Below are 12842 nucleotides of genomic sequence, written 5' to 3' on the forward strand. Positions count from 1 at the left end.
TGCTTGTCAAGGCGGGAAAGATGCCTTGACAAGCACCCCCGAACCGCAGGGAAGGCTTCGTATCGGGGTGCAGGGCGGGGGCTGGCTGCCTGGATTGGTTTGGGTGTGGTGGTGGCGGTTTGGTGGGTGGGGCTAGCGCCCCAATGTGGCATTGGGTGCGTGGGACGCAACGAATGTGGCATTGGGTGCGTCAGATGCATCCAATGTGGCATTGGGTGCGACGAGTCGGGTGGGGCGGGCCGTGAAGGGCCCCTTGAGGGAATCTGAGTCCGTGAAGGGGCCCCTCACGGACCGGGGGCGAGTCGTGAGGGGATCAGTGGCTGTGAAGGGGTCCCTCGCGGTCGTCAGTCGGTGAGCAGGTCCAGTGCGTGGTCGCCGGTGCGTTCTACGGTCAGGCCTGCTTTGGCGATGACTCGGATCAGCTGGTCCACAGTGGACGGTTCGGTTCGCGAGGTGGCCAGAACGGCGGCCAGCTTTCCCTTGTAGGCCTTGTTGAAGTGGCTCACGGTAGTGCGGTTGCCGTTCGCGTCCTCGGTGACTACGCGGACGGTGACCGCGTCGGGGCGCAGTTTCGCGAAGGCGGCGTAGGTGCCTGAGCGGAGGTCCACGATCAGGCCTTCGACGTCGCGCAGCACCGGTTCCAGGACTGGCTTCCACAATCCCCGGACGGTGCCTAGCGCGGGAACCGTGTTGCCGCCGGAGAGGCGGTAGGCGGGGATGGGGTCGGTCGCTGCGACGACGCCGAACAGCGAGGACGTGACGGCCAGTCGCTGCTGTGCCTTGGCCAGTCCGGCGCGGGTGAAGCTTTTGATGTCCAGTGCGTCGTAGAGGACGCCGGTGTAGCGGCGCAGCGCGGGCATCGTGGGGGAGGTCCAGAGCTGGGCGTTGCGGGTGACCTCGTCGGCTTGGCGTGCCGAGATCCCGAGGGCGGCGAGGCTGGCGGGAACGTCTCCGGCCAGTTCGACCAGTGCGTCGGCCAGTTTGGCGCGCACCGGATTCAGTTCGGGGAACGACAGCGCGTCCAGATCAAGCGGCGCGCCTTTGCCGCCGTCGGCCTTGGTTTCGGAAGGAGGGAGGAGCACCAGCACCCCCGGAGCGTAACCGCCGCGTAATCCAGGTGCGGCGGCCGTGTGCCGCTCCTTACTCTGCTCGCATGGAACTGACCTGGCGCCCGCTCACGCTCGCCGACGCCGGCGAGTTCACCCGGCTCTACACCCTCGCGGAGGAAGCCGACCGCACCGGCGAGCACTGGAGCGAGGACGATGCGCGCCAGGAGCTGTCGGGCCCCTTGATCGATCTGCCCGGCGCGAGCATCGGAGCCTGGGACGGTTCACGCCTGGTGAGCTACGCGCTGGTCATTCCCCGCGCCGCCGCCGACCCGGTGCATCAGCCGCACGTCGCGGCGTTGACCGACCCCGCGTACCGGAACGACGAGGTCGTTTCGGCGTTGACGGAGTGGCTCGTGCGCACGGCGCGGAGCGTCCACGCCCGGCACTTCCCGGACGCGAAGCTCGAACTGCACGCTGGTGCGCACGAGAACGAACACTGGTACATATCGCTGCTCGAACGCGGCGGGTTCAAGCAGGAGCGGACCTTCGTGGAGATGCGCGCGGACCTGTCCGCGCTGCCCCCGGCCCCGCCGCTTCCGGACGATCTCGTGCTGGTCGCCTGGGAGGAGCGCTACGACGCCTTGGTGCTCGACGCGCGCAACGCCTCGTTCGCCGGGCACTGGGGCAGCACCTGGCTCTCCTCGGACGAGTGGGCGCACCGGTTCCGTAACTGCAAGGACTTCGTGCCGGACGTCTCGTTCCTCCTCCTTTCCCCGGAACGCGACCGGGTGGTGGCGTTCGTGATGTCGTCGTTCTACGAGGCGGAGGCACTCGCGACGGGCGTGCGGGAGCTGCAAGTCAGCTACGTCGGCACCCTGGCCGAGGCCCGCGGGCGAGGTCTGGCATCGGCGTTGCTGGCGCACACCCTCGAAGCTGGCCGGGCGGCTGGCTTCGAGCGGTCGTCGCTGTCGGTGGACGTGGACAACGCCCACCGGGCGCTCTCGGTGTACGAGCGGTGCGGGTATCAGGTGGCTGAGCGGAGTTACGGGTACGTTCTGCCGCTCAGCTGACCGCCGCCCGAGGTCTTTGTCCGGACGGGTTGGCCCGCGTTCCGTGGTCGCCGGGGCTCTGCACTCGGGCGCTCGCTGCACCTGATCGATCAGCCTGGCGACCTGCATCACTACCGGATCCACGATCTTCCGTCGCTATGCCCGATTCGCCACCTCGGCCGCCACGCACCCGCTGGTTTTTGCGCGAACGCACCAACCTCACCGCTCTCGCCGCGACCGCCGAGCAGCACCACCTCCACGACTACGCCTGCGCTCTGCCGCACCTCATGCACGACACCTTCGTCATCTACGGCTTCTACGACGACATGAGCACCGGACTGGCCGTCGCCGCCCGAGCGGCACCGGCGAACGAGGACTCCCGCGCCGAAGGGCCCACTCTCAACGATCTAGGGCGACTGCACCTCACGCTGAGGCTGCTGAGGCTGCACCTCACGTGAGGCTGCCGAGGCCGCACCTCACGTGAGGCCGCTGAGGCGTCCGCTCCAGCCGCGTTTGCCGTCGCCCGCGTCCGCTCCAGCCGCGTTCGCCGTCGTCCGCGTCCGCTCCAGGCGGCCCTGATCCAATCCGCAATCACCCAATCCTCAATGCGCGCCCTTCGCCGACACGCAAAACACATTGCCTTCCGGATCCTCCAGCACCGTCCATTCCAACCCGGGCACCTCGTGCTGCCCCAGCTCCGCCGCGCCCAGCCCGACCAGCCGCCGGACCTCGGCCTCCCGGTCGTCCGCGCCGAAGTCCACGTGCACGCGGTTCTTCCCGCTCCGCGGCTCCGGCACCCGCTGGAATCCCAGCCGAGGCCCGCCCGGCGACGGACTCTCCAGCATCACGAACTCGCCGTAGTCCGCGGCCACCGCCACACCCAGCGCCGCCGTCCAGAACTCCGCCAGGCGCTGCGGCTCGGCGCAGTCGACGGTGATCATGCCCATCTCCAAACCCATGCCCGCACGCTAACCGCGACCACCGACAAAAACCGCGTCCGGCGATAACCCGCATGCGTCGCGGCCAGGGGGTTGACTACTCTGTGCGAAACGTCTAAAGCCCGCTTAACGCAGGGAGTTCCCAGTGATCACCAGGATGTCGTCGTTGTTCCTCCGCACGCTGCGCGAGGATCCGGCGGACGCCGAGGTACCCAGCCACCGGCTGCTGGTACGCGCCGGCTACGTCCGCCGGGTCGCCCCGGGTGGTTACTCGTGGCTGCCGCTCGGGCTGCGCGTGCTGCGCCGCGTCGAAGAGACCGTGCGCGAGGAGATGAACGCGATCGGCGCGCAGGAGATCCAGTTCCCCGCGCTGCTGCCCCGCGAACCGTACGAGGCCACCAACCGCTGGACCGAGTACGGCGACAACCTCTTCCGCCTCAAGGACCGCAAGGGAGCCGACTACCTCCTCGGCCCGACGCACGAGGAGCTGTTCGCGCTCACCGTGAAGGGGGAGTACAGCTCCTACAAGGACTTCCCGGTCACGCTGTACCAAATCCAGACCAAGTACCGCGACGAGGCGCGCCCTCGCGCGGGCATCCTGCGCGGCCGCGAGTTCGTCATGAAGGACTCCTACTCCTTCGACCTCGACGACGAAGGCCTGGAGAACTCCTACCAGGCCCACCGCAACGCTTACATCAAGCTGTTCGACCGTCTCGGCCTCGAGTACGTCATCGTGGCCGCCACGTCCGGCGCGATGGGCGGGTCGGCGTCCGAGGAGTTCCTCGCGGTCGCGGAGAACGGCGAGGACACCTTCGTCCGCAGCACCGAGTCGGGCTACGCGGCGAACGTTGAAGCGGTGGTCACGCCGGTGCCCGCTGTCCAGCCGATCGAGGGCCTGCCCGAGGCGCAGGTCCACCACACTCCCAACACGCCGACCATCGAGACCCTCGTCGCGTTCTTCAACGCCGCCGGGCTGGGCCGCGAGTTCACCGCGGCGGACACGCTGAAGAACGTCCTGGTCAAGACGCGCCAGCCGGGCGCGAAGGAGTGGGAGCTGCTCGGCATCGGCGTCCCGGGCGACCGCGAGGTGGACTTCAAGCGCCTCGAAGCGGCGCTCGAACCCGCCGAGGTGGAGCTGCTCGAAGAAGCCGATTTCGCGAAGAACCCGTTCCTCGTCAAGGGCTACATCGGCCCGAAGGCGCTGCAGGAGAACGGGGTCCGCTACCTCGTCGACCCGCGCGTGGTCGAGGGGACGGCCTGGCTGACCGGCGCCGACCAGCGCGACCACCACGTGCTCGACCTGGTCGTCGGCCGCGATTTCACCCCGGACGGCACCATCGAGGCCGCCGAGGTCCGCGAGGGCGACGCGTCGCCGGACGGGCACGGCACGCTGGTCGCCGCGCGCGGCATCGAGATCGGGCACATCTTCCAGCTCGGCCGCAAGTACACCGACGCCTTCGAGGTCGACGCGCTCGGCCCGGACTCCAAGCCGGTCCGGATCACCATGGGCTCCTACGGCGTCGGCGTCTCCCGGCTGGTCGCGGTGCTCGCCGAGCAGAACCACGACGAGCAGGGCCTGGTGTGGCCGCGCGAGGTGTCGCCGTTCGACGTGCACGTGGTCATCGCGGGCAAGGACGAGACGGTGCGCGAGGGCGCGGAGAAGCTCGCCGCGGAACTCGACTCGGCCGGTCTCGAAATCATCCTCGACGACCGCAAGGCCACCCCGGGCGTCAAGTTCGCCGACGCGGAACTCCTCGGCGTCCCGACGATCCTCGTCGTCGGCCGCGGTCTCGCGAACGGGCTGGTCGAGGTCAAGGACCGGCGCACCGGCGAACGCGAAGAGATCGCTGTCGACTCGGTCGTCGACCATCTGGCGAAGCTCGTCCGCGGCTGAAGCCGGTGGGCTGGTTCGGACGCAAACGCCGCGACGACGGCGGGTACCAGGACAACGCCGCGCTGAGCGGCTTCGGCGGGTACGAGCCGTCTGACGCGCCGAAGTTCCCGAGCGCCGGGTACGGGAAAACCGACCCGGCGCCGGGGCCGTCCGAACCAGCCCCGGAGCCGCGGCCGGGCGAGGACCCGATGCGGCAAACCCTCACCCCGGCACAGCTCAAGCAGGCCGCGCCGCGGAAAACCAACCTCCGCCTGGTCAAGGCAGTCCCGATCGTCATCCTGATCGGGGTGTTCGGCTACAACCTCTTCTCCGCCAAGGGCCACCATTCCGCCAGCACGGACGAGACCCCGCGCGCCCCGCGCACCTACCAGCCGGACCCCAGGGTCGTCGTGCCGCCGGTGGTCGCGGGATGGCAGTCAGTGGCAGGCAAAGACGGCAGCTACGCGTACGACGTGCCGCCGTCCTGGGCACCCGCGCCGACCACGCTGCACGGCTGGGACCCGGCCGCCGGATCGCCCGGGATCAACCTGTCCACCAGTGCGTTCCTCGGCAAGGGCAGCTGCAAGGAAGACCCGGTCGGCCAGATCGGCGGCGCTGGTTTCACCACCGAGAAGACCGGCGACGCCGCTGAAGCCGCCCGTAAGGCGGTCACCGACCTGGGCGTCAGCGCGTACACCGGCGAAGGCGCTTCGGCTGCGAAGGTGACGCCTGGCGCGCCGGAGAAGACTGAAGTCAAGATCGAGAACCAGAGTCGCGAAGGCACGCTCGTGGTCGCCGAAGTGGTCCCGAGCGGCAACGTAGCGTGCAAGCCGCAGAGCGTGCTGGCCGGTGCGCTCGCGCTCCCGGCTGGCGAAAAATCGGCCGTCCTGGTCGCATACTCCGAACAAGGCCGCCCGGGATCTGCGTCCCGGGACGACCTCGTCCGGATCCTGCACAGCTACCGAGGCGTCCCGGCCGCGGACCGGTCCACGACCACGCCGCCGCCGGCCACGCGCTGACGCCGCAGCGCCAGCTTCGCGAAGTCCATCAGCCCGGCGTTCGGCAGATACGCGCGGCCTAGGGCGATCCCGATCCGCGGCAGATCGGCTTCGTCGCGGTAAGCGAGGTACAACGGCTCGTGCCGCGGCTGGAACTTCGCCTTGAACGCGTGCAGGGAACGGAATCCGTAGTACGGCTCCATCATCGAGCCCAGTGCGTCCAGCATCCGGTCGACCATCTGCCGCGGCGTGCTGTCGTTGCTGCGGACCAGCGGCGCGCCCGAGAGCGACACGAATTTCGCGCCCTCCTCGCGGAACGCCAGGCAGGTCGAGGCGATCAGGAATTCCATCACCGGCCGGAATCCGCCCGCGCGGCGGCGCATCACGTCGAGCGTCCAGCCGCCGACCTCGCCGGCGCCGGTGTGCACCGGCAGCCACGACGTCACGCCGTGCACGGTGCCCTCGGCGTCGACCGCGAGACCGACCCGCGTCGCCGGGTCCATCGCCTGGTCCACGCCGCCGAGCGTGAAGCCCATTTCCGGCAGGCCCTTGTCGCAGATCCATTCCTCGGACAGCGCGCGCACCTGGTCCCGGATCGACCACGGCTGTTCGGCCAGCCGCACCAGCCGGAACTCGATCCCGTCCTTCTTCGCGCGGTTCAGCGCGGTCCGCACGTCCTGCCAGGCCTTGCCGCGGAACTCGAGGTTTTCCAAGTCCACCAACGTGTCCTCGGCGACCTGCACGTGCTTCCAGCCCAGTTTCTCGGTCTGCGCGACGGTTCCGGCGGTCGCCGAGAAGACACACGGCACCAGCCCGGTGTTCTCGCACATCGCGGCGAATTCCCGCAGCGTGCGATCGCTCGTCCCGTCCGGGGCGACCGGGTCGCCGAGCGCCACCGCGACCCCGGCGTGCCGCTGATACGCCAGGTACGACGCACCGTCGGAGGCGACGAAGTAGGTGTTCTGCGGCCAGGTCGTCATCCACGAGATGGTGCTGCCGCCGTTGCGGCCCAGCAGAAGCCGGGCGAAGGCCGGGTCCGGCCCGCCGCGGAACAGCTTGCGCCGCCTGCGCCGCGAAGGCACGCGGAACGCCCGCCGCGCGGAGATCAGCAGCACCAGCTCGACTGTCCACAAGAGATTGTCCACAATGAACAACGGCGGGCTGCTGAGGTCGTATTCCTCGCGGATGACCTGCGTGATCGCGACCAGCCCGGCCAGAACAGCCATCTGCGACGCGGCGAGCACGCACAGTGCGATCGCGCACCGCCAGGCGAACCGCGAACCGCGGCGCAGCCCGTTGAGCATCGGCACCGCGATGATGCACAGCGGGAGAAGTTCGGCGCCGGACAACGAGATCGAGTCGGACGAGCCGAACGGGCCGTCGCCGGGCACCAGCCACATCACCACTTCGGCGACGACCAGCAGCACCAGCCCGGCCGACGCGAGCAGCCGCCATTCGCGCAGCGACGGCTTGTTGGCGTTGCGCGCGGCGGGTCCGGCCAGCCGCTTGCCCAGCGGCAGCGCCAGAACGAGCGCGAAGAAATGCACGAGATCGGCGAGGGTGCCGACGTAAACGATCGCTACTCCGGCGTACACGCACAGCCCGGCTCGCAGTCGCAGCCGCCACGGCGTGCGCAGGGTCGCGCTGGTGATGGCGATCGCGGCGAGCGCCCCGCCGGAGAAGCCGACGTCGAGCGTTCCGGCGATCCGGTCGGCCCAGGCCCAGCCGGAATTGCGGGAGAGTTCGAGGAATTGCACCGCGACGACGGTCGACACGATTTGCCCGCCGATGGTCACCGCCATCGCGCGCCGGGTGCCGAGATGCCATTCGGCGAATCCCGCCATCAACGCGAAACTGCCCGCCATCGGCAGGTAGAACCACGGGCGCAGGGCGTAGAACGGGCCGGTGAACAGCGTCCACCAGCGGCCGTGCTCCAGCGAGGGAAGGCCGTAGGCGTAATAGTGGAAAGCGTGCTGGTGCTCCGCGGCGTGCCAGAGCGAGCCGGTCGCGATCCCCACGATCATGATCGCGAGTACGACGGTCGTCGTGAACGGAAGCCGGTTCCACAGCACTGCTAGCCGCCCGCGTGCCTCTCCGGCCGCGAGGCCGGTTCCCCCCTGTGCGATCGTCATGGGGAAAGTCTGGCGCGGCGATCTTAAGCGGTCATCGGCCGTCGGACCTACTTCTCCCCCTAAGGGACTGCTACCCCAGGGGGACCCGACCCTGGTCCCAAGGCTGACCCGCGACCGAGAACAACGCTCTGACCAGGGAAAACCGGCTGACATTCGGCTAGGTCGAGGCACCCCCGGCCCGGAACAGGGGTTGACGCCGATGCCGCCCGAACGAGTGACGCCGGTCGCTTGTCTCAGGGGTGCCCGAGCACCGCCGCGCGCACCGCGGACAGGTCGGCGAGATCCGGCAAAACGAAATGCGCGCCCGCGTCGGTCAAGTTCCCGGCGGAAAACCGGCCAGTAGCGACGCCGATCGCCACCGCGCCGTAATCGAGCGCGGCCTCGATATCGTGCGGGGTGTCCCCGAGGATTACTACGGATTCCGCGGGAAACTCCGTGCCGTGCTTCGCTTCCGCGGCTTTCACGGCGTGCGGGACGAGATCGGCCCGGTTCGGCGAAAGCGAACCGTAGCCGCCGATTTCCAGATCGAGATGTTCGTCGAGGCCGAGTGCGGCGAGCTTGTGCAGCGAGATCTCCGGCAGGTTCCCGGTGACGAGGCTCTGCACGACTCCCTCGCGGCCGGCGAAATCGGCCAGCACGGCCGCCGCGCCGTCGAGCGCCCGGCCCTCCTCGGACAGGCTCGCCCGGGCGCGTTCGACGGCCGCGATCAGCTCCCGCCACATCCGCTGGACGGTTTCCTCGTCCGGTTCGATCCCGTGCAGCCTCAGCACGTCGGCGGTGATCGCGCGTTCGGTCCGGCCGCCGAAATCCGGATGCGTGCGGAACTCCGCGCCGGTCGCCGCGGCGAGCGCCGAGCCGTACCAGCCGACGCCCAGCCCGGTGTAGTCGACGAGCGTGTGGTCGATGTCCCAGAGCACCAGCCGGTGCGCGCGAATGGCCGTCACGCCAGCGATGCTACGGCGGGATCAGCCGGTGAGGTAGCTGAAGCGGACCCGGCGGACGGGGTTGTCGACGTTCGTGTCCACCAGGCAGACCGACTGCCAGGTGCCGAGCAGCAGCACGCCGCCGAGCACCGGCACGGTCGCGTACGGCGGGAGGAAGGCCGGAAGCACGTGGTCGCGGCCGTGCCCGCTGGTGCCGTGCTGGTGGCGCCAGCGGTTGTCGCGCGGGAGCAGGTCGTCGAGCGCGGCGAGGAGGTCGTCGTCGCTGCCGGCGCCGGTTTCCAGCACCGCGAGCCCGGCCGTCGCGTGCGGCACCCACACGTGCAGCAGCCCGTCGCTGGCGTCGGCGTCGCGCAGGAACCTCTCCGCCTCCCGGGTCAGGTTGTGCACGACGGCGGTGTTGCCGGTGTGCACCTCGATCTCGGTGGAGTACATACCGCCAGGGTAGGCGTCAGGAATCGAGATAGCGGAGCACGGCGAGGACGCGCCGGTTGTGCCCGTCCGAGGGCTGCAGGCCCAGCTTGCCGAAAATGCTCGTCACGTACTTCTCCACCGAGCCCGCCGACAGGAACGCCTCGGCCGCGATCGCCGAGTTCGACCGTCCCTGCGCCATCAGCCCGAGGATCTCGCGTTCGCGCGGCGTCAGCTCGGCGAGCGGACCGGAGTGGCCGGTGGTCGCGAACAGCTGGCGGACGACTTCCGGATCGAGCACTGTCTCGCCGTTCGCGACGCGTTCCAGCGCGGTGAGAAAGTCCGACACCTCGGCGACGCGGTCCTTCAGCAGGTAGCCGACCGCACCCGCCTCGCCGGCGAGGAGCTGCTTCGCGTAGTTGGTTTCGACGTACTGCGAGAACACGAGAATCGCGCAGCCGGGCCGTTCGGCGCGCAGGCCGATCGCCGCGCGCAGGCCCTCGTCGGTGTGGGTCGGCGGCATCCTGATATCCACAATGGACACATCGGGCCGGTGTTCGCGGACCGCGGTCCGGAGTTCGTCGGCGTCTTTCACCGCCGCGACTACCTCGTGGCCGCGCAAGCCAAGGAGTTCGGCCAGGCCCTGGCGCAGGATGGCCGAGTCCTCGGCGATCACGATCCGCACGGTTTCCCCCTCATTTCACCGAGTTTAGCGGGGCAGCGGCAGCGTGGCGGTGACTGTGGTCGGACCGCCGTCCGGGCTCGACACAGTCAGCTCGCCGTCGGCCGGACGCAGTCGTTCGGCGATTCCGGCCAGTCCGCCGCCGGGGATGATCGCGGCACCGCCGCAGCCGTGGTCGACCACGGTCAGCCGCAGCCGGTCCTCGCGGTCTTCGACCAGGACTGTGCATCGTCCGGCGCCGTGTTTTGACGCGTTGGTCATGAGTTCGGCTGCTGCGAAGTAGACGATCGTTTCCAGCGACGGCGGCGGGCGGCGGGTCAGTTCTACGGAGACGGTGGCGGAGAAGCCGGCTGAACTGGCCAATGTGGACAGCGCGAGGCTGAGGCCTTTGTCCAGTGCCGCGGGGTGGATGCCGCGGGCTAGGTCGCGCAATTCGGTGAGGGCTTGTTTGGCGTTGCTGTGGGCGGCGTCGACGAGGGCGCGGATCTGGTCGAGGTTGACGGTGTCGGTGGCTAGTTCTTCCTTTGCCAGACCGAGTTTCATCGCCATGGCGACCAGCTGGGCTTGGGCGCCGTCGTGGAGGTCGCGTTCGATGCGGCGGAGTTGTTCCGCTGCTTCGTCCAGGGCGGTCGCTCGGGTTTCTTCGAGGAAACGGACTCGTTCGCGGAGACCGGGGTCGGCGACCAGGGTGCGGAGGAGCAGACGGTCGGCTCCCGCGATCACATGCACGAGCGCGGGCCAGACGGCCAGCACGAAGATGCCGGTCAGGCACCAGACGAGGCTGCCTAGCCAGTTGTCGCTCCGGATGTTGAAGACGGGCAGGCCGTGGCCGGGCCTGGTCTCGAGGAGCCAGGTCAGCGGGTAGCTGAACGAGGCCAGGCCGAAGAAGCCGAGCGCGCCGGAGCCGATCAAGGCGAGGAGGCCGAAGGGGAGCCGGATCAGGAGGTACGCGACGGACCGCCAGGCCGCCTGGTCGCCGAGGCGGGCGGTCAGCCAGTTCCAGAGGCCGGGTTCGAGGTCGGTTCTCGGCGGGGGCGGGAGGGAGAGGGAGAGGAATCTCCCGGCCAGGCGGCGGTGGAGGCCGCCGAGGAGCCGCGCGCCGCGGAGGACGCCGGTGAGGATGAGGAGGCCGAGGAGAACAGGGGTGAGGATCAGGCCCAGGGCGGTTCCGGTGAGCAGGAGGACCACGGAGAGGACGGGGAGGAGGCCGGTCAGGGCGATCCAGGCGGCTTCGGAGAAGCCTTGGCGGGTGGAGGCGGGCCAAAGGGGGCGGAAGAACGGCGGGTTCACCGGGTGACCTGGGGGCAGAGCTTGCGGCCGTGGCGCGGGACGGTGGTCACTTAGGTGAGTTTGCCTGGCTTGAGGCCGGGTGACCACCGGGTTGACCGGTGCGGTGAGGTGGGGGATAGCCCTACCTCACCGCATTCTGATTCGCTGCCCGTCCCGGGCGCGGACGGTCAGCGGAACAAGCGGAAGAATCCGCGCACCTGCTCGACCAGTGACTCTGGCTGTTCCAGTGCGGCGAAGTGGCCGCCGTGCGGCAGCTCCTCGAACCAGCGGAGGTCGGTGAACCTCAGCTCGGCTTCTCGCCTTGACGGGCGGGTTATGTCGCGCGGGTAGATCGACAGCCCGGACGGTGCGGTTACCTTGTCTCGGAAGTTGGCGAAGCTTTCCCAGTACAGGCGTGCTGACGAGGTGGCCGACGCGGTGAACCAGTAGACCGAGATTTCGTCGAGGATCTGCTGGCGCGACAACGCGTCTTCGGGGTGGCCGTTGTTGTCCGTCCAGGCCCAGAACTTTTCGGCGATCCAGGCGGCTTGGCCTGCTGGGGAGTCGGTGAGGCCGTAGCCGAGCGTTTGCGGCCTGGTTGCCTGGATCGCCGAGTAGCCGCGGCCGGTGCGTTGCATTTCCTTCTCGGCTTCGAGGTTCGCCAGTTCCGCGGGGGTCGGGTCGTTGAATGTGCCCGCTGCTACGGAGGCCAGGTTCAGGTGCACGGCGGCGACGCGTTCGGGTGCCACTTCGCCTAGGGCTCCGGATACTGCTGAACCCCAGTCGCCGCCTTGGGCGCCGTAGCGGTGGTAACCCAGGGAGACCATCAGGGTGTCCCAGGCGCGTGCGGTGCGGGTGATGCCCCAGCCGGTTGTTTGCGGTTTGTCGCTCCAGGCGTAGCCGGGGAGTGACGGTGCGACGACGTGGAATGCGTCTGCTGGGTCGCCGCCGTGGGCGCGGGGGTCGGTCAGCGGGCCGAGGATCTCCAGGAATTCGAGTACGGAGCCTGGCCATCCGTGCGTGAGTATTAGCGGGAAGGCGGTCGGTTCTGGTGAGCGGACGTGGAGGAAGTGGATGCCTAGGCCGTCGATTGTGTCGCGGTATTGCGGGAAGGCGTTCAGGCGGTCGGCGAAGCCGAAGTCGTAGTCTTCGGCCCAGGTGTGGCAGAGCTCCTGCGCGTAGGCGAGGGGTAGGCCTTGGGACCAGTCCGGTACTGGTTCGGGTTCGGGCCAGCGGGTTCGTCGGAGGCGGTCGCGTAGGTCTGTGATTTCGGCTTCGGTGATGGTGGCTTTGAATGGTTCGGCGGGCATGGTGGGGCTCCTTGTGGGGCTGGTTTGTGGCGGCTCGTCGCCTGGCGGCGACATTGCGCCCCGGTGGGTTGGGGGCACCCCGAAGCTGATTGTGACGACGGACGGCGGGTGCTTGTCAAGGCGGGAAAGATGCCTTGAACAGCACCCCCCCGGCGCGTGTAGTGCTAGTATACGGGGGGTGAAATAAAAA

Annotated in this window: 12 protein-coding genes; 4 read left to right on the forward strand and 8 right to left on the reverse strand. The window is 69.0% G+C overall.

The annotated features are described in order from the left end of the window. Positions 1 to 344: 344 nt before the first annotated feature. Positions 345 to 1088 (reverse strand): peroxide stress protein YaaA, encoded by a 744-nt coding sequence (gene yaaA / locus ACWGIC_RS42760; RefSeq protein WP_452081663.1) that lies wholly within the window; start codon positions 1086 to 1088, stop codon positions 345 to 347. A 65-nt stretch (positions 1089 to 1153) separates the two neighbouring features. On the opposite strand from yaaA, the gene ACWGIC_RS42765 reads away from it, so the two are divergent. Further along, entirely contained in the window at positions 1154 to 2119 is a 966-nt protein-coding gene (locus tag ACWGIC_RS42765) for a GNAT family N-acetyltransferase (RefSeq protein ID WP_452081664.1), read from the forward strand. A gap of 137 nt (positions 2120 to 2256) precedes the next feature. Further along, positions 2257 to 2556 (forward strand): hypothetical protein, encoded by a 300-nt coding sequence (locus ACWGIC_RS42770; protein ID WP_452081665.1) that lies wholly within the window; start codon positions 2257 to 2259, stop codon positions 2554 to 2556. Between the two features lie 144 nt (positions 2557 to 2700). Here the strand turns inward: ACWGIC_RS42770 and ACWGIC_RS42775 are convergent, their stop codons facing one another. Then, on the reverse strand, positions 2701 to 3057 hold the full coding sequence (locus tag ACWGIC_RS42775) for a VOC family protein (RefSeq protein ID WP_452081666.1): 357 nt from the start codon (positions 3055 to 3057) through the stop codon (positions 2701 to 2703). A gap of 124 nt (positions 3058 to 3181) precedes the next feature. Between ACWGIC_RS42775 and ACWGIC_RS42780 the strand changes: the two genes are divergently transcribed. Further along, on the forward strand, positions 3182 to 4930 hold the full coding sequence (locus tag ACWGIC_RS42780; RefSeq protein ID WP_452081667.1) for a proline--tRNA ligase: 1749 nt from the start codon (positions 3182 to 3184) through the stop codon (positions 4928 to 4930). Positions 4931 to 4935: 5 nt separating this feature from the next. Next, positions 4936 to 5928: a hypothetical protein gene (locus ACWGIC_RS42785; protein ID WP_452081668.1), complete on the forward strand. Its 993-nt coding sequence runs from the start codon at positions 4936 to 4938 to the stop codon at positions 5926 to 5928. Here ACWGIC_RS42785 and ACWGIC_RS42790 read toward each other — a convergent pair. From ACWGIC_RS42790 to ACWGIC_RS42815, 6 genes are all read right to left on the reverse strand, one after another. Then, complete coding sequence (locus ACWGIC_RS42790; protein ID WP_452081669.1) at positions 5868 to 8039, reverse strand: bifunctional lysylphosphatidylglycerol flippase/synthetase MprF; 2172 nt, start codon at positions 8037 to 8039, stop codon at positions 5868 to 5870. The two genes, ACWGIC_RS42785 and ACWGIC_RS42790, sit on opposite strands and share 61 nt — an antisense overlap. 233 nt (positions 8040 to 8272) lie before the next feature. Continuing rightward, a complete protein-coding gene (locus ACWGIC_RS42795) occupies positions 8273 to 8974 on the reverse strand; it encodes a haloacid dehalogenase-like hydrolase (protein WP_452081673.1) in 702 nt (233 codons plus the stop codon). Between the two features lie 30 nt (positions 8975 to 9004). Then, positions 9005 to 9415: a YjbQ family protein gene (locus ACWGIC_RS42800; RefSeq protein ID WP_452081670.1), complete on the reverse strand. Its 411-nt coding sequence runs from the start codon at positions 9413 to 9415 to the stop codon at positions 9005 to 9007. 16 nt (positions 9416 to 9431) lie between these two features. Next, the gene (locus ACWGIC_RS42805; protein ID WP_452081671.1) at positions 9432 to 10076 is read right to left on the reverse strand and encodes a response regulator transcription factor; all 645 of its coding nucleotides are present in this window, start codon (positions 10074 to 10076) and stop codon (positions 9432 to 9434) included. Positions 10077 to 10100: 24 nt separating this feature from the next. Further along, on the reverse strand, positions 10101 to 11363 hold the full coding sequence (locus ACWGIC_RS42810) for a sensor histidine kinase (protein ID WP_452081672.1): 1263 nt from the start codon (positions 11361 to 11363) through the stop codon (positions 10101 to 10103). A gap of 167 nt (positions 11364 to 11530) precedes the next feature. After that, complete coding sequence (locus ACWGIC_RS42815; protein WP_452081674.1) at positions 11531 to 12652, reverse strand: epoxide hydrolase family protein; 1122 nt, start codon at positions 12650 to 12652, stop codon at positions 11531 to 11533. Positions 12653 to 12842 lie beyond the last annotated feature (190 nt).

The organism is Amycolatopsis sp. NPDC054798 (assembly GCF_053611505.1).